Consider the following 26,392-nt stretch of genomic DNA (forward strand, 5'->3'; position numbering starts at 1 on the left):
AAACGTTCATTTCAGTATACGTGGATACGTAGTGCATTTAGACCATAAGTATGAAAAAGGAATGAAAAAAATTAAAGGGTGAGAAAAATGAAAGAACCGAAAATTGGTTTAGCTCTTGGATCTGGGGGCGCAAAAGGGTTTGCGCATATTGGTGTTATAAAAGTTTTAAGAGAAAATGGTATACCGATTCATATGATTGCAGGAAGTAGTATGGGGGCTTTAGTAGGTACGTTTTATGCAGCTAGCTCAAACGTTGAAAGGTTGTATAAACTGGCAAATGTTTTTAAGAGGAAATATTATTTAGATTTTACAGTTCCGAAAATGGGATTTATTGCTGGAAAACGTGTCAAAGATATGATTAAAATGTTTACATATAATAAAAATTTAGAAGAGTTAGATATCCCGACGGCTGTTGTGGCTACTGACATCTTGAAGGGGGAAAAAGTAGTTTTTACAAGTGGTCCTGTTGCAGAGGCTGTGAGAGCTAGCATATCTGTACCTGGAGTGTTTGTACCAGAAAAAATAGATGGACGATTATTGGTGGATGGCGGAGTGATTGATCGCATTCCAGTATCGGTTGTGAAAGAGTTAGGTGCCGATATTGTTATTGCTGTTGATGTATCGCCGATTAAAGTGAATGGAGAGGTTACGTCTATTTATGATGTAATTATGCAGAGTATTGAAATTATGCAACATGAGCTGGTGATGAATCGACAAATTGCATCGGATTTAATGATGCGACCAGCTGTAGAACAATTTAGTTCACGTGCTTTTACAAACATTGAAGACATTATTCGAGTTGGAGAAGTAGAGGCGGAAAAACATGTTGCAAATATTTATTTATTAATTGAGCAGTGGAAGGAGAAACATAATGTTTAAGCGTTTTCGGTTTATATATGCAATTTTAATAGGGGTTATATTGGCGATGTTACTTGTTTACGTACGTTTACCGTATTATGTAACAAAACCAGGAATGGCGGCCAAATTAGAGCCTTACGTTCAAGTTGAGGGTGGAACGAAAGAATCCGGTGATTTTATGCTTGTTACGGTTTCAATGGGACCAGCAAATGTGGTGAATTTAATAGCGGCACAGTTTAATAAATATACACATATTTCGAAAGCGGAAGAAATATTGCAAAAAGGTGAGAGTGATGAAGAATATCAATTTCGCCAAAATTATGCGATGAAAGATTCGCAAAATGCAGCAATCTATAATGCGTATAAACGTGCAAACCGTACTGTTTCTTTTGAAAATAAAGGTGTATTGGTTGCAGGAGTAGCGAAAGGGATGCCGTCAGAAGGAAAGCTTAAGCTTGGAGATGTCATCATAGCTGTCGACGGAAAAACATTTGAAAAGACGGAGCAATTTATTGAATATATGACAGGAAAAAAAGAAGGGGAAGCAGTAAATATTGAGTACAAGAGGAATGGGAAACAGCTAAAAGAAAATTTAAATGTAAAGACCATTCCGAATGGTAATGGGCGTGTTGGTATAGGGGTTTCTATCGTTACTGAAAGAGAATTAGTGGTAGATCCGAAAGTGAAAATTGATTCTCATGAAATAGGCGGACCATCGGCAGGCCTAATGTTTACATTAGAAATATATAATCAACTTGTGGAAGATGATTTAACAAGAGGGCATGAAATAGCTGGAACAGGGACGATAAATGAAAAGGGAGAAATTGGCCCGATTGGTGGTATTCAGCAAAAAGTGGTCGCTGCAAGTGATGCTGGTGCTGAAGTGTTCTTTGCGCCAAATGAAAAAGGTGCGGAGAAATCGAATTATAAAGATGCGCTTGAGGCTGCGAAAGATATTAAAACAAAAATGAAAGTTGTACCAGTTGATACGCTGGATGATGCATTGCTGTATTTGGAAAAAATGGGCGAGAAAAAATAAACCTCTCTGAAAAAGAGAGGTTTTTTTATAGAAATTTTGCAGTTGTTTCATCATAACGAATTGGATGGTGTGTTGCATCTTGTTTTAGTAGTTGTGTTCGTAATGGTTCTTGCATGATGGAGAAATATACAGAATTGGCTTTTCGCTCTATATGTAAAGTAGGATGGTCAAATGTTTTTGTATGGGTAAGGATGGGAAGTTCTATTTTTTTCTTGTTTTTTGAAAGGTAAGTTTGTCCTTTTTGTGACATGCCTAGTAGACGAATGTACGGTGCATGCTGCTCTATATTTGCGCTATGTATTTCTTCTTTTGTTGTATTTGTTAAAATGTGTGTACAAGCTCTTTGTAATCTAGTCCATGTATAACGCTTCGTTTTTAATGCTTCCATGAATGAATGGAAGGAGGAACTGTTTTGTATTTTTGATAAAATACGATGCTCTAAACCTTCTTCTATTTCATATATATGTCGTAAGTCTTCTGGAGACATCGTCATGAGTTTGTATTTGAAAAATGAAAAGTATTGTTCCCAATTATGTAATATCCCGTAGTTTTGTTTGTAACTTGCTAAAAGAGAAGCAGTCGCTTTTGGGATAAAAGGCTCAATTTCTGTAAAAGAACTATTTTCGCTAAAAAGTTGTTTACGAATACTAGTTGCGCTTGCAATATGTTGGTCGCTAAATGTTTCATCATGATAATGAGATGCGAATCTTTTTATCGTTTGTGCTTGCATAGAACTATTTTGTAAGAAAATTGATTTCATGTATTGGAATCCTAATATGTTATTCGGTTGTGACATGTCTATGTTTTTTTCGGATGGTAAAATGTGTAGGAAGGCTTCAGATGTAGCTTTTGCGTAACTGTTACCTGCATTCATAAATTGCTTTACAAGACGATTAAAAGTATCTTCTTCATTTTTTTGCACAGAGATGGCGTTATGAAAATTTTCAATCTGCCCATCTTCACTACCGAAACAAATTTCAGAAACACGCAGGGCGTTTAAAATAGAAATAGCGCCATTTGCAAAGGTTTCAGCCTTTTGTGTTGAGAAGGCGTATGGAAGCTCTACAACAAGGTCTACACCGCATGATAAGGCCATTTTGGTACGATACCATTTGGATATGAGTGCTGGCTCACCACGCTGTAAAAAAGGGCCACTCATAACAGCGATTGTAATATCGGCGTGTGTTAACTTTTTTGTTTGTTGCACATGATAATCATGACCGTTATGAAAAGGGTTATATTCAACAACAATACCACTGGCTTTTATGGTAATCTCTCCTTTCGATGTAGCATCTTTTTCAAAAACGTGATACTCTATATATTATTTACTATGATGACTTCATTATAGTGTAAAGAAAAAACATTGACAAATATAAAATGGCTAGCTATAATTTTGTTTGTTGCCTTGAGGTGATATGATATGAAATGGTCCATCCATCAATTGAATAAATTGAGAAATAAAGGATTGACATTGGATGAGATGGTAGATGTAAGTGAGCTGCAAGAGGTCGAGAAAGATATTCGTGAAATTAATCCTGCTCATGTAACAGGAAGAGTTGATTTTGGCTCCGGTAAGTTTACGTTCCATCTACATATAACTGGAAGCATGGTTTTACCATGTTCTCGCTCTTTAGTAGATGTGACATTACCATTTGACATTAAAACAACTGAGGTGTTCCAAACTTCACAAGAAGAATTTGAAACTGAAGCTGAAATTCATTGTTTAGAAGGAGAAGTACTTGACTTACTGCCCGTAATCAAGGAAAATATACTTTTGGAGATTCCAATGCAAATTTTCAGTGATGATGTTTCTGGTGGAGCACCGATGCAAGGTCAAGACTGGCAAGTGATTTCGGAAGAAAACAAAGAAAAGACTGTTGATCCACGATTAGCAGGACTTGCAAAGTTTTTTGACAAATAATCGGAAGACTGGTTTAGGCCTTCATATGAAAATAACTATTTCTTTTAAGGAGGTGGGAAGAATGGCTGTACCTTTTAGAAGAACTTCTAAAACAGTAAAAAGAAAGCGTCGTACGCATTTCAAATTATCAGTACCTGGTATGGTAGAGTGCCCAAGCTGTGGTGAAGCGAAATTAGCTCACCGTGTATGTAAAGCATGCGGTACTTACAAAGGTAAAGAAGTAATCAGCAAGTAATTGCGGGAAAATAAACGTAGAAGATATCTTCTACGTTTATTTTTTTTTGTCTTATTCTTTATTTGTTGTATTCTATCTTTTCTAGTAACTGCATATGCTTAATAAAAAATGCATAGGGAGGACTAGAGAGATGGCGACAACAAGACAAGATGCTTGGACTGATGATGAAGATTTGCTTCTGGCAGAAGTAGTACTCCGGCATATTCGAGAAGGTGGAACGCAATTATCTGCCTTTAAAGAAGTGGGAAGACATTTATCTCGTACACCAGCAGCATGTGGCTTTAGATGGAATTCTTACGTTAGAAAGCAATACAAAGAACGTATTGAAGAAGCGAAGCAACTACGTAAAGTAGAAAATTATGAAGTAAAAGAGACAAAGGTAGTAGAGCCTACGTCAATTACATTGAATGATGTTATTGATTTCTTGCAAAATTATAAAGATGAAAACTCTTTAATGGTGTTGCAACAGCAAATTGAATCGTTACAAACAGAGAGAGAGAGTCTTTTGGAGCGATTATCAGTATATGAGGAAGAGTATAGAACATTGCTTGATTATATCGATCAAAAAAGAAGTGTAATGGTAGCGGAAAGAAATAGCGCTCGTTCAAATGGGAAATTAGAAAAGTTAAAGAAATAAAAAAACAGCTGCTATGTAGCTGTTTTTTTATTTCTTATGCAGACTCTTCGTTTGTAACCGCATTCAAATTTGTTTCTGGGTTCCAAACATAAAAATCACCATCAGGTACTGATATAGGCTGGAAATTTAATTTATCCCAAAAACCAGCTGAATGGATACGTGCGATCGTTTTAATTGGGAACTGTAGCCCCTTCGCATAATTTACAAGCATTTCTCCGAATCCTTGTTTTTGGAAAGTTGGTAACACTTCAAGTTTATAGAGTTCTAGGTAAGTACCTGTAATTTCGAATGGTTCCCCGCCGTTCCTTTTCATATATAGACTCATACGTGCAATTAGTGATCCGCCATAATAAATACCGTAAAATGGAGATTCACTATCGTTTTCAATAATGTTTGCCTGTAATTCTTCTAACATGGATAGTTCTTGAGCTCCGCAACCTTTAAATTTTTTAAATTCGTCTAATGTTTTATAATTGATGAGCAAGCGCTCAACTTTTGGGAATCCCATAACATCACATCCTTTTCTTGTCTCGTTGAATGCAGAAAAGTAAAAATATTTATAATAATATTATAACTCATTTTTTTATTTTTATGAAGAAGATAGTATATTTCTTTTATTATTTTTTTGAGGATTTGCTAAACTAAGAGTAGAAGCATATTAATAGGTAGTATATACATATTGAAAGAAGAGGTTGCATTTGGTTGTTAAAGAGCAATGAAATTGTAAAATGTGTTCATGGAATTGAGAAAGATAAAGTGAAACTGTAATCGGTGGGATTTGTTCACCTTTAGTTAATTATGATTCCGCACCAATCAGGCGTTTGCGGGATAAAAAGGGGGAGGGAAAAGGGACTTGTGTATCGTATTTATATGAGTTCCTTGTGTGAAAATGAAAATCGGAGTTGTGGGACCAGGAGCTATCGGTCTGTTATATGCATTTTATTTACAAAAAAGTAATCAAGATGTTACGTTGTTTACAAGGACAGCTAAACAGGCTGAGGAATTGAATAGAACGGGTGTAACTTGTATGAGGGAGGAAAAACGTGAAACCGTATTCCCACCTGTTTTGCCAATAGAAAGTATGCTAGACCAGAAGCTAGACTATATATTTATTGCTGTTAAGCAATATCATATAACTGACATACTGCCTTTTGTGCGAGGGGAATCCTCATTAATCTTTTTGCAAAACGGAATGTCGCATCTTCATGCTATGCAGAAAATAGGGAATGAAAATATTGCAGTTGGGATTGTAGAGCATGGTGCAAAAAAAGAAGAAAGACATATCGTTTATCATACGGGGATAGGTGTAACGAAGTTTGGAATCGTGCACGGCCAGTCTATACACTTCGAAAAAATATTTAAGTGCTTTCCATTTCCTCATTTTCCGATTCAAATAGAAGATGATTGGAAGGATGTCATGCACAAAAAATTAGTAGTTAATGTATGTATCAATCCATTGACAGCATTATTACAAGTCCAGAACGGAGAGTTGATTACGAACCCGTTTTTTATTCGATTGATGGAGCAAGTATTTCAGGAAGTCGTTTTTCTTGTTAAAGAAGAAAAAGAAATGGTATGGAAAATGGTACGTCACGTATGTGAAAGAACGTCTCATAATACATCATCTATGCTGGCAGATGTAAGGGCGAATAGACAAACGGAAATTGGTGCGATTGTTGGATATGTATTAGAGGAAGCTAAGAAACAGCAACGATCCGTTCCGACACTTCAATTTTTGTTCGATGCAATAAAAGGATTAGAAGTAAAAGAATAAGTGTAATTCTTTGCTTTTACGTGCAACATTGACTACAATGTGGATTGGTGAGAGAACAGGATACGAAAGGAAGAATTATATGGAGATAAAAGAAATCTCTGTTCCGCAACAAGGTGTTGTAGCGGACTATATGAACGGTAAAAAAGAGATACAGTCGTGTTTTGACTATATGTTAACAGAAGATGCTTTTAAACAGCGTGTACATGATTTGCGTGAGAGGGAGTTTTTCCGCCAAGATTTAGTAGCGCATTTATTAGAATATAATACAAATTTACAAGCGGGAGAAGCTACGATTCAAAATGTAAAAGCGCTTGGAGAAGAAAATACATATGTTGTTATAGCTGGACAACAAGCTGGGTTATTAACTGGACCACTTTATACAATTCATAAAATTATTTCAGTTTTACAGCTTGCGAGGGAGAAGGAAGAAAGTTTAGGTATTAAAGTTGTTCCTGTTTTCTGGATTGCTGGTGAAGACCATGATATGGATGAAATTAATCATACTTTTGTAACGAAGAATAAAAAAATAAAAAAGACTATTTTTCATGATCGTAATCCGAAAGTGGCGAGTGCTTCAGAGTCCGAGCTTTCTTTGGAAGACTGTAGAAAGTGGATTGAAGAAATTTTCAAAACATACCCTGAAACGAATTTTACAAAGGATGTACTGCAATTTATTGATGATTCTTTGGGGGAATCGAATACGTATGTAGATTTCTTTGCCCATCTTATTATGAAAATGTTCGTTAATTCTGGTTTAATTCTTGTTGATTCACATCATCCTGAATTAAGAAAATTAGAAGTGCCGTTTTTTAAGCAAATTATAGGTAAGTATAAAGAAGTGCAAGAGGGGCTTCATAACCAACAGGAAATAATTAAAGAGTTAGGATATAAACCGATTATTGAAACAAAGTATAATGCAGTACATATATTCATGGAAATTGATAATGAGCGAGTATTACTTGAAGACGATCAAGGGAAGTTTGTAGGGAAGGATGGAGCGTATTCCTTTTCATATGAGGAATTGATGGAAGAGATGGAAAGAAGTCCGGAACGCTTTAGTAATAATGTTGTAACGCGCCCTCTTATGCAAGAGTATCTATTTCCTACGCTCGCGTTTATTGGAGGACCAGGGGAATTAGCTTACTGGAGTGAATTGCAACAAGTTTTCCATACGATTGGTTTCCAAATGCCGCCTGTCGTTCCGCGTATTACAATCACTTATGTAGAGAGGGATATAGCGACAGATTTATACGATTTGCAATTGCAAGACAGTGATCCGTTTTTAAATAACGTAGATAAGTTGCGTGAAAACTGGTTATCTAATCAAATAGAGGAACCGATAGATGATCGATTTGTAGAGGCGAAAAAAGAAATAATTGATATCCATACGTCATTACAACAGTTTGTGAAGAAAATAGATCCTGGATTAAGTGCGTTTGCAGGGAAAAATGAATTCAAAATTAATGAACAAATTGAACTGTTGGAAAGAATGTTGAAAAGAAATGTTGAGAAAAAACATGAAGTACAGCTAAATAAATTCCGTCGCATACAATTTGCACTTCGTCCATTAGGGGCGCCGCAAGAGCGTGTGTGGAATGTATGTTACTATTTAAATCAGTTCGGTTTGGATTTCGTGGATCGTGTAATGGAAAAACCGTTTTCTTGGGACGGAAAACATCATGTTATAAAACTATAGAATCTTGCTCTTAGGAGCAGGATTTTATTTTTGTCCCGTTGAATTTACTGTGAAGTGGAATTTTTCTGAATTATTAATTTTAAAAAAGTGGATATCGTAATTATGCAGGATACTTAAATATATGACAAAATAGCACAAAATGTAAACGTATTATCATCTTTTTCGACAGTTTTTTATTTAAATTCCCGCAAAAGATGATAAAATTTAGTATATAATAAAAGAAAATAGCGATTTGTATAGTATGCTGCCTTTGTAGGCAAGTTAAATGAGTCGTTCTTTCATAGTATTTCGTTCTCTAATCGTGAAATATGCGTTTGGAGGAGGAGATGCATTCAACATAATTAATTGGAAAAAGAGTAGGTGCAACAATGTTTAAACACGTAACAGTGCTTTTGAAGGAAACAGTAGACGGCTTAGATATAAAGCCAGGTGGTACATATGTAGATTGTACACTGGGGGGAGGAGGACATAGTTCTTATTTATTATCCCAATTAACTGAAGGTGGAAGATTAATCGCGTTTGATCAAGATGAGATAGCGATTCAAAATGCGAAAGAAAGATTCTCTTCATACGGTGAGCAGTTCATAACAGTAAAGAGTAATTTCCGTTATTTATCTGAAAAACTACAGGAATTAGGTATAACAGAAGTAGATGGTATTTTATTTGATTTAGGTGTTTCATCCCCACAATTAGATACACCAGAGCGTGGCTTTAGTTATCATCATGATGCACCGTTAGATATGCGGATGGATCAAGATGCCCCATTAACAGCATATGATGTTGTAAATAGCTGGTCATATGAGCAACTTGTAAGGATTTTCTTCCAGTATGGTGAAGAGAAATTTTCAAAACAAATAGTAAGGAAAATTGAAGCGTATCGTGAGAATAAAGCTATTGAAACGACAGGAGAATTAGTAGAACTAATTAAAGAGGGTATTCCAGCTCCTGCTCGTAGAACGGGTGGACACCCTGCGAAGCGAGTGTTCCAAGCAATCCGTATTGCGGTAAATGATGAATTGAAAGTATTTGAAGAAGCGTTGGAATCTGCAATTGAGATGGTCAAGCCGGGCGGAAGAGTTAGTGTTATAACATTCCATTCTTTAGAAGACCGTATTTGTAAAACGACGTTTAAGCGAAATAGTACAACGCCACAATTGCCACCAGGATTACCAATTATTCCTGATGAATTTAAGCCGAAATTAAAACTTATTACAAGAAAACCGATTTTACCTTCTGATATAGAGTTAGAAGAAAATAATCGAGCGCGTTCTGCGAAATTGAGAATCGCTGAAAAACGATAAAAAGGGGAGAGAGGTATGAGTAACTTAGCTGTAAAGTACAAACAACAAGCGCAAGAAGAGATACAGATTCAAACGCCCCCACAGCAGATGGTTCAGCCAAAAGCTAAAGCGAAGATTACAAGAATCGAAAAACTGTTGTATGTAGCATTTATTGGCTTTTTATTGTATGCCTGTGTAGCGTTTATTGGAAATAAAGCAGGCCTTTATCAAGTTAATGTAGAAGCAGCGACGATAGAACAAAAAATTGTACAGCAGCAAAAAGAAAATCAAGAGTTACAGGCTGAAGTAGAGAAGTTAAGTCGCTATGAACGAATCGCTGAAGTTGCAAAAAAGCACGGGCTAGAAATTAATGCGAATAATGTGAAGGGCCTCAAATAAGGCAATAGGTGTGAAGGGAAAATGAAGAGAAATATGACTAAATTTCATACCAATAAGGGAGCAGGGTATTTTATGATTTTATTCCTCCTGCTCTTTTTGCTATTGTTAGCCCGATTTTTTTACATACAAGCAACAGGAACTGTTCATAATCAAGATTTGGATGCACTTGCTAAGCAAAAACATAGTAAAACAGGAGTTCTGGAAGCGAATCGCGGGACGATTTATGATCAAAATGGTCATGTATTAGCGCAAGATGCAAACTCTTATAAACTTGTAGCGGAATTAAAAGGTGCGAATCCAGTTAAGGATAAAGAGGATACTGCAAAGAAAATTGCGGGAGTACTCGGAAAAGATGAAGAGAAGATTTTAGATACGTTAAATAAAGAAGGTAGAAGTCAAGTGGAATTTGGGAAATTAGGTAAGGGCTTGACGAAAGAACAGAAGGAACAAATAGAAGCATTAAAATTGCCAGGTATATCTTTTATTACTGAAAATGCAAGAGTGTATCCAAACGGTGATTTCGCATCTTATGTCGTAGGTCATGCGAGACCTGATGATAAGGGGATTGCTATAGGGCAATTTGGTTTAGAAAAGAGTTTGGATAAGTATTTAGGAGCTTCTAACGGAAAAGTAGCTTATACAGGCGATCGTAAAGGCGTGTCTCTTGACGGCGGGAAAGTGAATGTAGAGGCACCTAAAAATGGAGATAATGTATATCTAACACTTGACCAGCGTATTCAAAGTTATTTAGAAGACGCAATGAAAGAAGCGAGTAAACATTATGAACCAGAAAGCTTAATAGCAATTGTTGCGGATCCAAAAACAGGGAAAATATTAGGGATGTCTAGTAAGCCTAGTTATGATCCGAACCAAGAGAATAATAAATATTTTTATAATGACGCAATTGCAAATGCATTTGAACCTGGATCAACAATGAAAATTTTCACGCTAGCGGCAGCTATTAATGAAGGTGTGTATAAAGGACAAGATTATTATCAGTCTGGTACATATCAAGTCGGAAACCGAAAAATAAAAGATCATAACGGCGGAGCAGGATGGGGATCTATCACATTTGATGAAGGGGTAGAGCGCTCTTCCAACGTAGCGTTTGCAATTTTAGGGGATCAAAAACTTGGCCCAGAACGTTTCCGAAAATATATTCATAGTTTTGGATTAGATGAAAAAACGAACATTGATTTACCTGGTGAAGGTTCAAATACAATTATATTCGATCAGCAAATACAGCAAGTAACAACAGCTTTTGGACAAGGTTCTACTGTAACGCCAATACAGCTTGTACAAGCTGCAACTGCTATTGCAAATGATGGAAAAATGATGAAACCTTATACAATTGATAAAATTGTAGATCCAATAACAGGCGAAGTAAAATTAGAACATAAGCCAGAAGAAGTGGGAAAACCTGTTACGAAAGAAACAGCAGCGCAAGTAAGACAGTTATTAGAACGCGTCGTTACATCGCCGAAAGGAACAGGAACTGCTTATAAAATCGATGGATATTCAGTTGGTGGTAAAACAGGGACAGCGCAAATTCCGGATGGAAAAGGTGGCTATATGACGGGAAGAGAGAATTATATATTCTCATTCTTAGGGATGGCACCTATGGACGATCCGCAACTTGTTGTGTATGTAGCTGTAAAACAGCCGAAATTGAAAGATGATGAGAATGGCGCACAGCCTTTAGCTGATATTTTTAAATATGTAACTAAAAATAGTTTAGAGTATTTAAAGATTAAGCCAAATGAAATAAAAGACCCGAAAAAATATGTAAAAGAACAACAAACTGTCGTTCCGGATGTAACAGGGAAAACGATGGAAGAAGCGAAAAAGGCAATTGATAAAGCAAAACTTCGTCCAATCGTATTAGGTGAAGGGAAAGTGCAGCAGCAAGTGCCAAAAGCAACTGAGCAAACATTAAAAGGTGACCGAGTCTTCTTAGTAGGAGATAAACCTACAATGCCAAATATACAAGGCTGGGCACTGCGTGATGTTATGAATTTAGCGAAAACATTAAAGCTTAACCTAAAACCTACTGGTACCGGATATGTAACTGAACAAAGTGTGGCAGAAGGAACATTGTTACAACCTGGTACAGAGTTAGGTGTAACACTTGTACCGCCACTTGAACCACAACAAGAAGCAGAAAAACAGTAATGGTAAAAGAGAAGAAGTTCTAATTAAATAAGTACAAGCATATATTGGAACAAGCTAGGCGTAAGGGAGGCTTGTTCCAATATGCGTGTATCAAATGTAACAGTTAGAAAACGACTTATTTTTATACTCATATCAGGTATACTTATTTTCACTATCATCGATATTCGTCTTGGATATGTGCAATTTTTTCTTGGGAATATGTTAACGGATCGTGCGAAAGATTCATGGAGTCGTAATATTACTTTTGAACCTGAACGTGGGAAGATTTTAGACCGGAATGGTGTGGAACTTGCTACGAATAAAAGTGCCCCAACTGTCTTTGTTGTACCGAGGCAAATTGAAAAACCAGCAGAGACTGCAGAGAAGTTAGCTGCAGTATTAGGTGTGGAAAAAGATGAGGTTTATAAGCGGATTACAAAAAAAGAATCGATTGTAAGGTTAGATAAAGGTGGAAGAAAAATATCACATGATAAAGCGAAAGAGGTACGAGGATTAAGTTTGAAAGGTGTTTATATCGCAGAGGACTCTATCCGGTACTATCCATTTGGCAACTTTTTATCACACGTATTAGGGTTTGCGGGTAGTGATAACCAAGGTCTTATGGGACTGGAAAAATATTATGATAAAGAGCTAAATGGTGATGAAGGTCATGTGCGTTTTTTTGCAGATGCAAAAGGACAAAGGATGCCTAATGTTGGCGATGATTTCAAAAAACCAGAAGCTGGTTTGAATTTAGGTTTAACAATTGATGCACGTATTAATAGAATTATGGAAAGAGAAATGAATATTGCAGAGTCGACATATAATCCAGATGGTATGATTGCGATTGCAATGAATCCGAAAAATGGTGAAATTTTAGGTATGTCGAGTCGGCCGAGTTTTGATCCAGCAGATTTTCAAAGTGTTTCTCCAGAAGTGTATAATAGAAATTTACCAGTATGGAGTACCTATGAGCCTGGTTCAACATTTAAGATCATTACGTTAGCAGCAGCCTTGAATGAAAATTTAGTAGACTTAGAGAAAGATACGTTTTATGATGATGGAGCAGCTGAAGTGGGTGGAGCTAGATTGAAATGCTGGAAAGCGGGAGGCCATGGTAGCCAAACGTTTTTAGAAGTAGTTCAAAACTCATGTAACCCAGGATTTATTGAACTTGGTGATCGTCTTGGTAAAGACCGATTGTTTAAATATATTCGTAATTTCGGCTTTGGACAGAAAACCGGAATTGATTTGCAAGGTGAAGGTAGTGGGATTTTATTTAATTTAGATAAAGTCGGTCCAGTCGAGCAAGCAACAACTTCATTCGGTCAAGGTGTTTCTGTTACGCCAATCCAACAAGTAGCGGCAGTAGCAGCGGCTGTAAATGGTGGAACATTGTATCAACCGTATATAGCTAAGGAATTTATTGATCCGAAGAACAATCAAGTTGTAAGTAAAAAGACACCTGTGGAAAAAAGAAAAGTTATTTCCAAGGAAACTTCAGAAAAAGTTCGGTATGCATTAGAGAATGTTGTAGCAAAGGGATCTGGTAAAGGTGCTTTCATTGATGGGTATCGTGTAGGTGGAAAAACAGGTACGGCTCAAAAGGTGAAAGATGGTAAATATTTAGAGAATAATTATATAGTATCTTTTATCGGTTTTGCTCCAGCGGATGATCCGGAAATTGTTGTCTATGTTGCTGTTGATAATCCGAAAGGTGTAACGCAATTTGGTGGAGTAGTAGCAGCTCCAATTGTTGGGAATATTCTTCGGGATGCACTTCCTGTTATGGGAGTGAAACCGAGAAAAGAACAAGTTGAGAGAGAATATAAATGGGGCGATACACCAACTGTGGAAGTTCCGAATTTAATTGGTATGAAAAAGAAAGACTTACAGACACAACTCGTCGATTTGAAGCTTGATATAAGTGGAGACGGAGAGAAAGTAATTAAACAATCCCCAGAAGCAGGAGCTAAAGTGAAAGAAGGCTCAAAAATTAGAATTTACTTCGGGAATTAAAGGTAACCTAGTACGTTTTATGGTACAATTGGTGGAAGTGAGTTCTTTATAGAAGAGTTACTTAATTTGAGGCTGTAAGAGCCCCAATTATAAATAAGTCTATTTATTAGACACAGTAGCACTTACCTCCTATTTTACATATTTAGGAGGTAACGTGTTGCTTATTAAAAAAGAGATAAATACACAATGTAGAGAGGGTTTAGTGAAATGAAGTTGCATACACTTTTATCATGTTTGCATGATTTTCCAGTTGTTCCAAAAGAAAATCCAGAAATCACATCTATAGAAGCTGATTCACGTAAAGTGAAAGAGGGAAGCTTATTTGTATGTATGAAAGGATATACGGTTGATAGCCATGATTTTGCTAAGCAAGCAGCGGCACAAGGAGCGGCTGCTATTGTTGCGGAAAGACCAATTGATGTTGACGTTCCAGTTGTACTTGTGAAAAACACTTTTCGTTCGTTAGCGGTTTTAGCTGATTATTTTTATGGTCAACCAACACACAAGTTACATTTAATCGGAATTACAGGTACAAATGGAAAGACAACAACATCGCATATTATGGATGAGATTATGCGCGCACATGGTCATAAAACGGGGCTAATTGGAACGATTAATATGAAAATCGGTGATGAAACATTTGAGGTGAAAAATACAACACCAGATGCACTAACACTTCAACAGACATTTTTAAAAATGGTTGAGAACGGTGTAGATAGTACAGTAATGGAAGTTTCGTCACATGCTTTAGATCTTGGTCGTGTACACGGATGTGATTACGATGTAGCAGTGTTTACAAATTTAACACAAGATCATTTAGACTATCATAAAACGATGGAAGAATATAAACATGCAAAAGGATTGCTATTTGCACAACTTGGCAATAGTTATAACCATGAGCGTGAAAAGTACGCGGTACTGAATAACGATGATGCTGTAACTGCGGAATATATGAGAAGTACTGCGGCAACTGTTGTAACGTATGGAATTGATACAACAAGTGATATTATGGCCAAAGATATCGTTATGACGAGTGGTGGAACTACATTTACGCTTGTAACACCGTATGAAAGTGTAAATGTTACGATGAAATTGATTGGGAAATTTAATGTATATAACGTACTAGCGGCAACAGCGGCAGGACTTGTTTCTGGTGTAAGTTTAGAAACGGTTATTGATGTAATAAAGCAACTAGCTGGAGTTCCAGGACGTTTTGAAGTAGTTGATGGTGGACAAAATTATACAGTTATTGTTGATTATGCACATACACCAGATAGCTTAGAGAATGTATTAAAAACAGCAAAACAGTTTGCAAAAGGCGATGTATATTGTATCGTCGGTTGTGGTGGAGATAGAGATCGAACAAAGAGACCAATCATGGCAAGTGTTGCAACAAAATATGCAACTCATGCAATTTACACTTCAGATAATCCAAGAAGTGAAGAGCCAGGAGCTATTTTAGATGATATGGTGCAAGGTGCAAATGGGAATAATTATGAAGTAATTATTGATAGAAAAGAAGCGATATACCATGCAATTGCTAACGCGAAAGCTGAAGATATCATCATTATTGCTGGTAAGGGTCATGAAACGTATCAAATTATTGGTAAAGACGTTCATCATTTTGACGATCGTGAAGTCGCTAAAGAAGCAATTACAGAGCGTTTAAACAACGAAGAGTAACAACGTGAGAGGAGGACTACATGTGCTTGAGCAAGGTTTATTAGTAACGGCTGGGGTAGCATTCTTAATTTCTGTTGCCCTTTCGCCATTGTTTATTCCATTTTTAAGGAAATTAAAGTTCGGACAGAGTATTCGTGATGAGGGACCAAAGTCACATCAAAAAAAATCAGGGACACCGACAATGGGTGGTATTGTCATATATGTATCTATGATGGTAACTTCACTTATTATGGCGATTAAGTTTAATCATTTAGGTGCAGAGGTTTCGTTATTATTATTAGTGACATTTGGCTACGGATTAATTGGATTTTTAGATGACTACATAAAGGTAGTTAAGAAGAGAAATCTTGGTTTAACATCAAAACAAAAATTAGTAGGTCAGCTTGTTATTGCTATTGCGTTCTTTTTAATTGGAAAAGGGCAAGCGTTCCACACATACATCATGATTCCGGGAACAGATGTTAAGTTTGAACTAGGTTGGGCGTATTTTGTACTTGTATTATTTATGCTTATTGGTGGATCAAATGCAGTTAACTTAACTGACGGTTTAGATGGTTTATTATCAGGAACAGCTGCTATTGCATTTGGAGCGTTTAGTATTATTGCAGTAGCGCAAGAGCAATTTGGAGTAGCGATATTCTGTATGGCAGTTGTAGGAGCTGTACTTGGATTTTTAGTATTCAATGCAAATCCAGCGAAAGTGTTTATGGGAGATACAGGTTCCTTAGCTTTAGGTGGAGCCATTGCAGCTGTAGCGATTTTATTAAAACAAGAATTACTACTTGTAATCATTGGTGGAGTATTCGTAATGGAAACTTTATCTGTTATTATTCAGGTCATTTCTTTTAAAACAACAGGAAAACGTGTCTTTAAAATGAGTCCATTACACCATCATTATGAATTATGTGGTTGGTCAGAGTGGCGCGTTGTTGTGACATTTTGGTCTGTAGGATTTTTATTAGCTGTGTTAGGAATTTATATCGGGGTGTGGATGTAATTGAAAACTGTAACTGAATTTCAAAATAAAAATATTCTTGTATTAGGCATTGCAAAAAGTGGTTATGCAGCAGCTACGCTGTTACAAAAATTAGGGGCAAATGTAATTGTAAATGACGGAAAGCCTTTAGCGGATAATGTACTTGCTGCAGAATTACAAGCGAAAGGAATGGACGTTGTATGCGGTGGTCATCCTTTAGAATTGTTAGAGAGAAATATTTCTCTTGTAGTAAAAAATCCAGGAATCCCGTATTCTAATCCAATATTAGTTGCTGCGAAAGAAAAGCAAATTCCAATTGTTACGGAAGTTGAATTAGCATATCGTATTTCAGAAGCGCCATTTGTTGGGATTACGGGGTCTAACGGTAAAACGACGACGACAATGCTTGCATTTGAAATGCTAAAAGAAGGACAAAAGCATCCTGTAATTGCAGGGAACATAGGAACTGTAGCGTGTGAAGTAGCACAGGATGCAAAAGAAAATGAAGTTGTAGTTACAGAACTTTCATCGTTCCAACTGATGGGAGTAGAATTGTTCCAACCTAAAATTGCTGCGTTTTTAAATTTATTTGAGGCCCACTTAGATTATCACGGGACGAAGAAGGAATATGGTTTAGCAAAAGCAAATATTTTTAAAAACCAAACAGAAAATGATTATAGTGTAATAAATGCAGATGATGCAGATGTGATGGCTTTATCTGCTTATAGTAAAGGGCAAAAAGTACTATTCTCGACAACGAAAGAAATTGAAGATGGTGCGTGTATAAAAGAGAATGCTCTTTGTTTTAAAGGTGAAAAAGTTGTTGAAGTAGGCGATATCGTTTTACCTGGTCAACATAATTTAGAAAATATTTTAGCAGCGATGAGTATCGCAAAATTATTAGGTGTTTCTAATGAAGCAATTACGGCGGTGTTAAAACGTTTTACAGGTGTAAAACATCGTTTAGAATATGTAACAACTATTAACAATCGTAAGGTTTATAATGATTCAAAAGCAACGAACATATTAGCGACTGAGAAAGCTTTATCTGCGTTTACACAACCGATTGTGTTATTAGCAGGTGGGCTTGATCGTGGAAATGAATTCGATGATTTAATTCCGTATTTCAAAAATGTAAAAGCAATTGTAACATTTGGACAAACAGCTCCAAAATTAGTAAGAGCTGCAGAAAAAGCGGGATTAGATACAGTTGAAAGTGTCGATACTTTAGATGAAGCGGTAGTGAAAGCTTATGCTCATTCTACAGATGGCGATGTAATTCTTCTTTCTCCAGCATGTGCAAGCTGGGATCAATTTAAAACATTTGAAGAAAGAGGAGACATTTTTATACAAGCTGTGCATAAACTTATATAAAGTAAATCAAAACATCAGTAGGCTAACACCTACTGATGTTTTGTTACATAGGGCAAAAGTTTCTGCCTAAAGAGGTGGTGTTTATGGGTAATGAAGAAAACGCCTGATTTTATTCTCATCATCGTTACACTTGCGTTGTTAACAATCGGAATGGTTATGGTGTATAGTGCGAGTGCGGTTTGGGCCTCTTATAAAATGGGGGACTCGTTCTTTTTTGCAAAAAGGCAATTGCTATTTGCAAGTATTGGTGTAGTGGCTATGTTTTTAATTATGAAAATTGATTATTGGGTGTGGCGTACGTATTCAAAAGTAATTTTGCTAGTTTGCTTCATTCTTCTTATTCTTGTTCTTGTTCCTGGGGTAGGACTTGTTCGAGGAGGAGCGCGAAGTTGGATTGGAATCGGGGCATTTTCCATTCAACCGTCAGAATTTATGAAGTTTGCGATGATTATTTTTTTAGCGAAATTTTTAGCGGAACGACAAAAATTAATTACCTCGTTTAAACGTGGTTTACTACCAGCTCTTAGTTTTGTATTTCTTGCTTTTGGGATGATTATGTTACAGCCAGATCTTGGAACAGGAACGGTAATGGTTGGGACATGTATTATTATGATATTTATCTCGGGAGCAAGGGTCTTTCACTTTGCAATGTTTGGTTTGCTTGGTGTAGCAGGATTTGTAGGGCTAATTGCATCAGCACCGTATCGAATGAAGCGTATTACATCATATTTAGATCCGTGGTCAGATCCGCTTGGAAGTGGATTTCAAATTATTCAATCGTTACTCGCAATTGGACCTGGTGGATTATTCGGGCTTGGACTTGGACAAAGTAGACAAAAGTTTCTTTATTTACCTGAACCGCAAACAGACTTTATATTTGCAATCTTATCCGAGGAATTAGGTTTTATTGGTGGTTCATTTGTGTTATTATTATTTAGTCTATTATTATGGCGTGGGATTCGTATAGCTTTAGGAGCGCCAGATTTATATGGTACGTTTTTAGCAGTAGGTATTGTGGCGATGATTGCGATTCAAGTAATGATTAATGTTGGTGTTGTAACAGGATTGATGCCTGTAACAGGTATTACTTTGCCGTTTTTAAGTTATGGTGGATCAAGTTTGACATTAATGTTAATGGCAGTAGGTGTATTATTAAATATAAGTCGCCATTCTCGCTACTAAACCCTGTTTTATAAGACAGGGTTTTTCGTATGTGCGCGAAGAAACATGATGTATATAGAAATAAATACGACTGAAATAAGAAAAGAGAAGCGGAGGAGTTAGTAGTGCGTGTATTAGTAAGTGGTGGGGGCACTGGAGGTCATATTTATCCGGCTCTTGCTCTAATAAGAGAAATAAAAAAATTAAATCCGGAAGCAAGGTTTTTATATATTGGTACGGAGAGTGGATTAGAGAGCACAATCGTTCCAAAAGCAGGCATACCGTTTCAATCTATTGTTATAAGTGGATTTAAGCGTAAAATATCGTTAGATAACGTGAAAACGGTGATGCGCTTCCTAAAGGGTGTACAAGATAGTAAACGATATATTCGTCGTTTCAATCCGGATATTGTGATTGGAACGGGTGGATATGTATGTGGACCAGTTGTATATGCTGCAGCAAAATTAGGTATTCCAACCATTGTACATGAACAAAATAGTGTACCTGGTGTAACGAATAAATTTTTAAGTCGCTATGTTGATAAAGTTGCGGTTTGTTTTGAAGCGGCTGCAGAACATTTTCCACAGTCAAAAGTGGTGATGACAGGAAATCCAAGAGCATCAGAAGTGATGGATCAGAATGGAATGAAAGGAAAACGTTCAGTAGGTTTATCTCTTCCTAAAAAATCGGTACTTATTTTTGGTGGAAGTCGTGGGGCTAGACCGATTAACGATGCTTTCGTAGAGGCAATTGAACAGTTTGGAAATAAAAGTTACGAAATATTGTATGTAACAGGTGAAGTTCATTATGACAAAGTGATGGAAGCAGTGAAGCAAAAAGGGAATCCGAATAATGTTATTATTAAACCTTTCATTCATAATATGCCAGAGGTACTTACAGGTGTAGATCTTGTTGTTTCAAGAGCGGGGGCAACAACACTTGCAGAATTAACCGCGTTAGGTAAGCCAAGTGTGTTAATACCGAGTCCTTACGTCACAAATAACCATCAGGAAAAGAATGCACGTTCCGTTGTCGATAAAGGAGCAGCAAAAATGTTGCTTGAAAAAGATTTAACAGCAGAAACACTTATTCGTGATATTGATGAGATTTTATTAGATGCACAAACATTACAAAATATGAAGCTGGCTGCGGGGCAATTAGGTATTCCAGATGCAGCAAATAAGCTGTATGAAGTAATGAATAAGCTTGTAAAAAAATAACGTTAGGTGAACGCCCTGCATACTACTGTAATAAGGATACTTAGTATGGGGGAGATTGTTTATGGAGCAATTAGTAAATGAGCTTATAGAAGCAAATGTTGGTCGCGTGTTAGTGAATGAAGCGTTAGCGCGTTATACCACTATGAAAATAGGTGGACCAGCTGATATTTTAATTGTGCCAAAGCATGTTGCCAGTATTGAAAAAACGTTGCAGTTAGTAAAAAAATATAAAACAAAGTGGACTGTAATTGGTCGAGGTTCGAACCTTCTTGTATCTGATCTAGGTATAGAAGGTGTCGTTATTCGTTTAGGAGAAGGATTAGACCACTTAGAAGTCGAAAAACATAGAGTAAGAGTTGGTGGTGGGTATCCCCTTATTAAATTATCAACTTTACTTAGTCGTCAAGGGTTATCCGGCCTGGAATTTGCCAGTGGTATTCCAGGAAGTATTGGTGGTGCAGTGTATATGAATGCAGGAGCACATAAATCGGATATATCAAACATATTATCAAAAGCTCTTATTTTGTTTGAAAACGGAACAATTGATTGGTTAACACATGAAGAAATGGAGTTTTCCTATCGTACTTCTGTATTGCAAACGAAACGTCCTGGTATTGTTTTGGAAGCTGAGTTTCAATTGCAGGTAGGAGAGCGTGAGGGAATCGTAAGCGTCATGCAAAAGAATAAAGACTACCGCCGTGAAACACAGCCGTGGAATCATCCTTGTGCAGGAAGCATATTTCGGAATCCAATCCCATACTTTGCAGGAGACTTAATAGAAAAGGCGGGGCTTCGTGGTTATCAAATAGGCGGAGCTCAAATTTCTGAAATGCATGGAAATTTTATTATTAATACTGGGGGAGCCAGTGCGCAAGATGTCGTATCTTTAATTGCATTAATAAAACAAACAATCAAGGATAAATTTGGCGTAGAAATGCATACAGAAGTAGAAATCATTGGAAGATAACGGTTATTCGTTCCGCTCATTATCATTTATGTTATAATAAGAAGATAAGAACGGCATGAGGAACATGCCGTTTTTTATGTTACGTAGGGGGATCGTACATGAAAAATAGTAAAGTGATTAAACTACAGGATCGTGTACCAAAGTTAAAAAATCAACAGAAGAAAAACAAGAAAAACGTTAATCATCGGTTGATTTTATACATATCAATTTTATTTTTATTAGTGCTCTTTTTAATTTATTTTCGGTCTCCGCTAAGCAATATCAAAAAGATAAGTGTGTTTGGAAATCATTATATGACAGATGAACAAGTGATGAAGGAATCAGGTGTGACGTATGATACAAGTTATTTCCGAGTGACAGCACATAAAGCAGAAGAAAACCTAACGAAACGAAAAGAAATTAAAGCAGTAAATGTAAAAAAACGTTTTCCAAATAAAATTGATGTTCATATTGAAGAATATTTAACGATTGGTTATATAAACAAAGATGGGAAATTACAACCGTTACTAGAGAACGGGAAAACACTTGATGTACTTCCGAACGGAAAACTTCCTGTTGCAGCACCAATTTTTGAACCTTTTAAAGAGGAAAAAATGAAGGAGTTAATTGCTGAGCTTGAAAAATTAACACCAACTATTTTAAGGTCTATTTCTGAAATTCGTTATTCACCGACGAATGCGAATGAAGATCACCTTACTTTATATATGAACGAAGGGTACGAAGTGAGCACTACGATTCAAAATTTCGCAAAGCGTATGGAAGCTTATCCGCTTATCTTAAAAACAATTGAGCCGGGTAAAAAGGTATTAATTGATTTAGAAGTAGGGGCATATACGAAAGAATTAGGAGCGGAAGAAAAAAAAGAATAGAACGATAGTTTTTACTACGTTCCTGTAGAAAAAACGAAACGAACGTTCTACTTGATGCATCTGAATTTACAAGAATGGTTCATTTGATGAAAAAGATGTAAAAATTCTTAGATTCATACTAGGATTGGTACAAGTTTCACTTTTCTATGAGTACATCTTAGTGTAGACTTATACTTGGCGGTAATCTTTACACTTGAAATAGAATTATTTCAAGATAAGCAGTTATTCACAGTTTACTGCGATATTCTTAAATGAATGTTAAATAAAAATAAGAAAAATATAGGGTTAAAAAAGGGAAACGTATAAAGACGTTGAATATTTTTCTTATAAATAGTAAAGTTGCGATTGTTGTTCCATATATTGAGTTGTATGGTATAAATAAAGAAGGAGGTGCCAAAGAATGAACAGCAATGAAATATATGTTAGTCTTGACATCGGTACATCCAATGTTAAAGTCATCATTGGTGAAATGGTTAATGACAGCTTAAACATTATTGGTGTTGGAAATGTAAAATCAAATGGTTTAAAGAAGGGATCGATAGTTGATATAGACGAGACTGTTCGATCAATTAAAAAAGCAATTGAACAAGCTGAGCGCATGGTGGGAATCCACATTGAGCAAGTTGTAGTAGGTGTCAATGCAAACCAGGTACAGCTACTTCCTTGTCACGGAGTAGTCGCTGTTTCAAATGAAGATCGTGAAATCGGGAATGAAGATGTCTTACGCGTTCTAGATGCAGCACAAGTTGTGTCAATTGCTCCAGAGCGTGAGTTTATTGATGTGGTACCTCGACAGTTCATCGTAGACGGTCTTGACGAGATTAACGATCCACGCGGGATGATCGGTGTAAGATTAGAAATGGAAGGTACACTTATAACAGGCTCGAGAACTTTACTACATAACCTACTTCGTTGTGTAGAAAAAGCAGGTCTTGAAATAGTTGATATTTGTCTTCAACCTTTAGCGGCTGCAACAGTTGCTATATCTTCAGATGAAAAACATAGAGGAGTAGCCCTTGTTGATATGGGGGGAGGATCTACAACTTTATCTATTTTTAAAGATGGAGAGTTACAAGCGACGAGCGTATTACCGTTAGGTGGAGACCATATAACGAAGGATATTGCGATTGGGTTGAAAACTTCAACAGACAATGCAGATCAAATAAAGTTGAAATATGGACATGCTTTTTATGATACAGCATCTGAAGAAGAGATGTTTACGGTTCCTATTATGGGAAGCGATCAAACAGAACAATATTCTCAGTTGGAATTATCGGATATAATAGAGGCTCGTGTAGAGGAAATTTTAATGTTTGTTCAAGATGAAGTGCGTAAGTTAGGAGTAAAGCAAGTAGCTTCTGGCTATGTACTAACTGGTGGAATTGCTTCTATGCCGGGTGTTCTTGATCTTGCATATGATATTTTACATGAAAATGTTCGTATAGCGACTCCTGATTATATTGGTGTGCGTGAGCCCCAATATACAAGTGGAGTAGGATTAATTAAACATTCTTATCAAAAAGCTAAATTACGTGGAAAAAATGTGCAGGAAAAGCAAGAACATTTTGAACCAGTACCAGCACCAGCACCAACGCCGGTACAACAGCAACCTGCGAAACAAAAAACTCGTAATCAAAACAATAATAATCAAAATGATGAACGTATGATGTCAAAAGTAAAACGTGTATTCCGTTATTTATGGGATTAAAATTGGACACGAAAAATGAGGTTCTAGGGGGATTTCGACATGTTAGAGTTTGATACTACTCAAGATCAATTAGCGAATATAAAAGTTATCGGTGTCGGCGGTGGCGGAAATAATGCTGTAAACCGTATGATTGAACACGGTGTACAAGGTGTAGACTTTATCGCTGTGAATACTGATGCACAAGCATTAAATCTATCAAAAGCTGAAACAAAAATGCAAATTGGTGGAAAATTAACACGTGGACTTGGTGCAGGTGCAAACCCTGAAGTAGGGAAAAAAGCTGCAGAAGAAAGTAAAGAACAGATCCAAGAAGCACTTCGTGGTGCAGATATGGTCTTCGTAACTGCTGGTATGGGCGGCGGAACTGGAACTGGTGCAGCTCCAGTTGTTGCTCAAGTTGCAAAAGAATTAGGTGCATTAACAGTTGGTGTTGTGACACGTCCATTTACATTTGAAGGACGTAAACGTGCAACGCAAGCAGCATCTGGTATTGCGGCATTTAAAGAAAATGTAGATACACTTATTGTAATTCCAAACGATCGCTTATTAGAGATTGTTGATAAAAATACGCCGATGTTAGAAGCATTCCGTGAAGCAGATAACGTATTACGTCAAGGTGTTCAAGGTATTTCTGATTTAATTGCAACACCAGGTTTAATTAACTTAGACTTCGCAGACGTAAAGACAATTATGTCTAATAGAGGTTCTGCTTTAATGGGTATTGGTTCTGGTAATGGAGAAAATCGTGCTGCTGAAGCTGCGAAAAAAGCGATTTCTAGTCCATTATTAGAAACATCTATTGATGGAGCTCAAGGTGTTATCATGAACATTACGGGTGGAGCTAACTTAAGCTTATATGAAGTACAAGAAGCGGCAGACATTGTAGCTTCAGCTTCAGATCCAGAAGTAAATATGATCTTCGGTTCTGTTATTAATGAAGGATTAAAAGATGATATCGTTGTAACTGTAATTGCAACTGGTTTTGATGATAGTGCTTCGACGCAGCCACCAAAACCAATTATCCGTCCGACTGCGAATCACACGCAACAACAGCAACAGCAAGTAGCTCAACCTTCAAAACAACGTGAAGTTAAGCGTGAAATGAAACGTGAAGAGCCGGTTGTGCATGAGCGTCATACAGATTCAGATGACATCGATATTCCAGCATTCTTACGTAACCGTCGTAGACGATAAAAGAAAAGGAGCTTTCATGCTCCTTTTTTGTTTTATACAGAGAAAAGATCTGCTAAGCAGGTCTTTTTTTATTTTATATATTTCGATTTATCCCGCTATTTGCTGGGCAGCCTGATTGGTGTGGGGTGATTAAAGTTTCACTTAATATATAAGTAAAAAGATATAGTATTCTATGAAACATATACTTTTATTTTTTACCGACAGATTTTGTCTAGAAAGCACAAAATAACAAAAAAACACCTCCGCAAATTGACACACTTTCCTATTGGATATGCATTATACTAGTCTCAACTTAAAAAAAGAGGTGAATTGTTTGGTTGTTTACGCCGACGTTGTTTGGTTGTTAAACGCCTGCATTGATTTTCTTTTACTTTTATTAACAGCAACCGTGTTAAAAAAGAAGATCAAAAGATGGAGGCTTGTGTTAGGGGCACTTATAGGTTCAACCATTGTTATTTTTGCCTTTACTCCTTTTGCTTCTATGATGACACATCCAATTATGAAACTACTGTACTCGTTACTTATTGTGTATACAGCATTTGGGTTTACAACGTTTAGAAACTATGCACAAACTGTTTTTACTTTTTACTTTGTAACCTTTATGGTTGGCGGAGGGTTAATTGGGACTCATTTCTTTTTGCAAACGAATGAAATGGTAAATGGATTGGTTCAATCTCAATCAATTTCTTACGGTGATCCAATTAGCTGGTTGTTTGTTGTTTTTGGTTTTCCAGTAATTTATTATTTTTCTAAAAAGCGTATTGAAAGCGTAGAGGTTACAAAAATACACTATGACCAAATTGTGAAATTGAAAATTCAATTAGCTGAAGAGGAACTAGAACTCGCAGGTTTAATTGATAGTGGGAACCAACTTTACGACCCGTTAACAAAAACACCCGTTATGATTATGCATATTTCATCATTAGAGCATTGCTTGCCAGCTTGGTTAACAGAACAAATTTATTCCAAAACAGAGATTCCTCAAATACCAGAAAATGATTCTGGCTGGGCGACAAAATTACGCTTAATTCCTTTCAGAGCAGTAGGAGTAGAGAATCAATTTTTATGGGCAATTAAGCCAGACAGTGTGCAAATTCATCATGAAGGTAGTTCTATTGTAGTCAGCAAAGTATTGATTGGATTAAATACACAACAGTTGTCAACCAATGGAGAGTATCAATGTATTGTGCATCCGAAAATGTTAATTTCGCAAAAAATGGTAATTGCTTAA

General features: G+C 36.5%; 23 protein-coding genes. 21 read left to right on the forward strand and 2 right to left on the reverse strand.

The window, feature by feature from the left end; all coding sequences use genetic code 11:
• The first annotated feature begins 87 nt into the window (after positions 1–87).
• Positions 88–879, forward strand: a complete 792-nt coding sequence (locus tag MNO09_RS10190; RefSeq protein ID WP_000662602.1) for a patatin-like phospholipase family protein — start codon at positions 88–90, stop codon at positions 877–879.
• Positions 872–1,897 (forward strand): SepM family pheromone-processing serine protease, encoded by a 1,026-nt coding sequence (locus tag MNO09_RS10195; protein ID WP_000476312.1) that lies wholly within the window; start codon positions 872–874, stop codon positions 1,895–1,897. Before MNO09_RS10190 ends, MNO09_RS10195 begins: the two co-directional genes overlap by 8 nt.
• 25 nt (positions 1,898–1,922) lie before the next feature.
• Here the strand turns inward: MNO09_RS10195 and MNO09_RS10200 are convergent, their stop codons facing one another.
• Positions 1,923–3,104, reverse strand: coding sequence for a nucleotidyltransferase (locus MNO09_RS10200; RefSeq protein ID WP_001187896.1), 1,182 nt, complete (start codon positions 3,102–3,104; stop codon positions 1,923–1,925).
• 213 nt (positions 3,105–3,317) lie between these two features.
• Between MNO09_RS10200 and MNO09_RS10205 the strand changes: the two genes are divergently transcribed.
• From MNO09_RS10205 to MNO09_RS10215, 3 genes are all read left to right on the forward strand, one after another.
• A complete protein-coding gene (locus MNO09_RS10205; RefSeq protein WP_000872150.1) occupies positions 3,318–3,818 on the forward strand; it encodes a YceD family protein in 501 nt (166 codons plus the stop codon).
• Positions 3,819–3,879: 61 nt separating this feature from the next.
• The gene (gene rpmF, locus MNO09_RS10210; RefSeq protein WP_001984764.1) at positions 3,880–4,053 is read left to right on the forward strand and encodes a 50S ribosomal protein L32; all 174 of its coding nucleotides are present in this window, start codon (positions 3,880–3,882) and stop codon (positions 4,051–4,053) included.
• A gap of 130 nt (positions 4,054–4,183) precedes the next feature.
• Positions 4,184–4,690, forward strand: coding sequence for an RsfA family transcriptional regulator (locus MNO09_RS10215; RefSeq protein ID WP_000246481.1), 507 nt, complete (start codon positions 4,184–4,186; stop codon positions 4,688–4,690).
• Between the two features lie 34 nt (positions 4,691–4,724).
• On the opposite strand, the gene MNO09_RS10220 is transcribed toward MNO09_RS10215, so the two are convergent.
• Entirely contained in the window at positions 4,725–5,198 is a 474-nt protein-coding gene (locus MNO09_RS10220; RefSeq protein WP_000506703.1) for an N-acetyltransferase, read from the reverse strand.
• 375 nt (positions 5,199–5,573) lie between these two features.
• On the opposite strand from MNO09_RS10220, the gene panE reads away from it, so the two are divergent.
• The 16 genes from panE to spoIIGA all read left to right on the forward strand — a co-directional run bounded on the left by panE (position 5,574) and on the right by spoIIGA (position 26,392).
• Positions 5,574–6,464, forward strand: coding sequence for a 2-dehydropantoate 2-reductase (gene panE / locus MNO09_RS10225; protein ID WP_000782387.1), 891 nt, complete (start codon positions 5,574–5,576; stop codon positions 6,462–6,464).
• A 79-nt stretch (positions 6,465–6,543) separates the two neighbouring features.
• Positions 6,544–8,160, forward strand: a complete 1,617-nt coding sequence (gene bshC / locus MNO09_RS10230) for a bacillithiol biosynthesis cysteine-adding enzyme BshC (RefSeq protein WP_000403050.1) — start codon at positions 6,544–6,546, stop codon at positions 8,158–8,160.
• Between the two features lie 368 nt (positions 8,161–8,528).
• Positions 8,529–9,461 carry a 16S rRNA (cytosine(1402)-N(4))-methyltransferase RsmH gene (gene rsmH / locus MNO09_RS10235; protein WP_000472512.1) on the forward strand — a complete coding sequence of 311 codons (933 nt, stop codon included), beginning with the start codon at positions 8,529–8,531 and terminating at the stop codon, positions 9,459–9,461.
• Between the two features lie 15 nt (positions 9,462–9,476).
• A complete protein-coding gene (ftsL, locus tag MNO09_RS10240) occupies positions 9,477–9,839 on the forward strand; it encodes a cell division protein FtsL (RefSeq protein WP_000067079.1) in 363 nt (120 codons plus the stop codon).
• 21 nt (positions 9,840–9,860) lie between these two features.
• Positions 9,861–12,011: a penicillin-binding protein gene (locus MNO09_RS10245; RefSeq protein ID WP_078183234.1), complete on the forward strand. Its 2,151-nt coding sequence runs from the start codon at positions 9,861–9,863 to the stop codon at positions 12,009–12,011.
• Positions 12,012–12,092: 81 nt separating this feature from the next.
• Entirely contained in the window at positions 12,093–14,009 is a 1,917-nt protein-coding gene (locus tag MNO09_RS10250) for a stage V sporulation protein D (protein WP_001266244.1), read from the forward strand.
• Between the two features lie 207 nt (positions 14,010–14,216).
• Positions 14,217–15,692, forward strand: a complete 1,476-nt coding sequence (gene murE / locus MNO09_RS10255) for a UDP-N-acetylmuramoyl-L-alanyl-D-glutamate--2,6-diaminopimelate ligase (RefSeq protein ID WP_000766287.1) — start codon at positions 14,217–14,219, stop codon at positions 15,690–15,692.
• 22 nt (positions 15,693–15,714) lie between these two features.
• Positions 15,715–16,689 carry a phospho-N-acetylmuramoyl-pentapeptide-transferase gene (mraY, locus tag MNO09_RS10260; RefSeq protein WP_000893058.1) on the forward strand — a complete coding sequence of 325 codons (975 nt, stop codon included), beginning with the start codon at positions 15,715–15,717 and terminating at the stop codon, positions 16,687–16,689.
• Positions 16,690–18,042 (forward strand): UDP-N-acetylmuramoyl-L-alanine--D-glutamate ligase, encoded by a 1,353-nt coding sequence (gene murD, locus MNO09_RS10265; RefSeq protein WP_000860100.1) that lies wholly within the window; start codon positions 16,690–16,692, stop codon positions 18,040–18,042.
• Positions 18,043–18,132: 90 nt separating this feature from the next.
• Positions 18,133–19,224 (forward strand): stage V sporulation protein E, encoded by a 1,092-nt coding sequence (gene spoVE, locus MNO09_RS10270; protein ID WP_000753517.1) that lies wholly within the window; start codon positions 18,133–18,135, stop codon positions 19,222–19,224.
• A 104-nt stretch (positions 19,225–19,328) separates the two neighbouring features.
• The gene (murG, locus tag MNO09_RS10275) at positions 19,329–20,423 is read left to right on the forward strand and encodes an undecaprenyldiphospho-muramoylpentapeptide beta-N-acetylglucosaminyltransferase (protein ID WP_001265424.1); all 1,095 of its coding nucleotides are present in this window, start codon (positions 19,329–19,331) and stop codon (positions 20,421–20,423) included.
• Between the two features lie 61 nt (positions 20,424–20,484).
• On the forward strand, positions 20,485–21,390 hold the full coding sequence (murB, locus tag MNO09_RS10280) for a UDP-N-acetylmuramate dehydrogenase (protein ID WP_000437051.1): 906 nt from the start codon (positions 20,485–20,487) through the stop codon (positions 21,388–21,390).
• Between the two features lie 98 nt (positions 21,391–21,488).
• Positions 21,489–22,259: a cell division protein DivIB gene (gene divIB / locus MNO09_RS10285; RefSeq protein ID WP_000798232.1), complete on the forward strand. Its 771-nt coding sequence runs from the start codon at positions 21,489–21,491 to the stop codon at positions 22,257–22,259.
• A gap of 400 nt (positions 22,260–22,659) precedes the next feature.
• Positions 22,660–23,967 (forward strand): cell division protein FtsA, encoded by a 1,308-nt coding sequence (gene ftsA, locus MNO09_RS10290; protein ID WP_001087543.1) that lies wholly within the window; start codon positions 22,660–22,662, stop codon positions 23,965–23,967.
• A gap of 39 nt (positions 23,968–24,006) precedes the next feature.
• Positions 24,007–25,161 carry a cell division protein FtsZ gene (gene ftsZ, locus MNO09_RS10295; RefSeq protein WP_000888983.1) on the forward strand — a complete coding sequence of 385 codons (1,155 nt, stop codon included), beginning with the start codon at positions 24,007–24,009 and terminating at the stop codon, positions 25,159–25,161.
• A gap of 313 nt (positions 25,162–25,474) precedes the next feature.
• A complete protein-coding gene (gene spoIIGA / locus MNO09_RS10300; RefSeq protein WP_000261992.1) occupies positions 25,475–26,392 on the forward strand; it encodes a sigma-E processing peptidase SpoIIGA in 918 nt (305 codons plus the stop codon).

The sequence above is a fragment of the Bacillus sp. N5-665 genome, from assembly GCF_022637375.2.
GTDB classification, from domain to species: domain Bacteria; phylum Bacillota; class Bacilli; order Bacillales; family Bacillaceae_G; genus Bacillus_A; species Bacillus_A wiedmannii.

Coding starts and splice junctions, on each gene's coding strand:
- MNO09_RS10205 (WP_000872150.1), top strand. CDS start 3,318: ATGAAATGGTCCATCCATCAATTGAATAAATTGAGAAATAAAGGATTG.
- divIB (WP_000798232.1), top strand. CDS start 21,489: ATGAAAAATAGTAAAGTGATTAAACTACAGGATCGTGTACCAAAGTTA.
- MNO09_RS10245 (WP_078183234.1), top strand. CDS start 9,861: ATGAAGAGAAATATGACTAAATTTCATACCAATAAGGGAGCAGGGTAT.
- rpmF (WP_001984764.1), top strand. CDS start 3,880: ATGGCTGTACCTTTTAGAAGAACTTCTAAAACAGTAAAAAGAAAGCGT.
- MNO09_RS10220 (WP_000506703.1), bottom strand. CDS start 5,198: ATGGGATTCCCAAAAGTTGAGCGCTTGCTCATCAATTATAAAACATTA.
- rsmH (WP_000472512.1), top strand. CDS start 8,529: ATGTTTAAACACGTAACAGTGCTTTTGAAGGAAACAGTAGACGGCTTA.
- murB (WP_000437051.1), top strand. CDS start 20,485: ATGGAGCAATTAGTAAATGAGCTTATAGAAGCAAATGTTGGTCGCGTG.
- MNO09_RS10190 (WP_000662602.1), top strand. CDS start 88: ATGAAAGAACCGAAAATTGGTTTAGCTCTTGGATCTGGGGGCGCAAAA.
- ftsA (WP_001087543.1), top strand. CDS start 22,660: ATGAACAGCAATGAAATATATGTTAGTCTTGACATCGGTACATCCAAT.
- bshC (WP_000403050.1), top strand. CDS start 6,544: ATGGAGATAAAAGAAATCTCTGTTCCGCAACAAGGTGTTGTAGCGGAC.
- MNO09_RS10215 (WP_000246481.1), top strand. CDS start 4,184: ATGGCGACAACAAGACAAGATGCTTGGACTGATGATGAAGATTTGCTT.
- MNO09_RS10195 (WP_000476312.1), top strand. CDS start 872: ATGTTTAAGCGTTTTCGGTTTATATATGCAATTTTAATAGGGGTTATA.
- ftsZ (WP_000888983.1), top strand. CDS start 24,007: ATGTTAGAGTTTGATACTACTCAAGATCAATTAGCGAATATAAAAGTT.
- murE (WP_000766287.1), top strand. CDS start 14,217: ATGAAGTTGCATACACTTTTATCATGTTTGCATGATTTTCCAGTTGTT.
- spoVE (WP_000753517.1), top strand. CDS start 18,133: ATGAAGAAAACGCCTGATTTTATTCTCATCATCGTTACACTTGCGTTG.
- MNO09_RS10250 (WP_001266244.1), top strand. CDS start 12,093: ATGCGTGTATCAAATGTAACAGTTAGAAAACGACTTATTTTTATACTC.
- ftsL (WP_000067079.1), top strand. CDS start 9,477: ATGAGTAACTTAGCTGTAAAGTACAAACAACAAGCGCAAGAAGAGATA.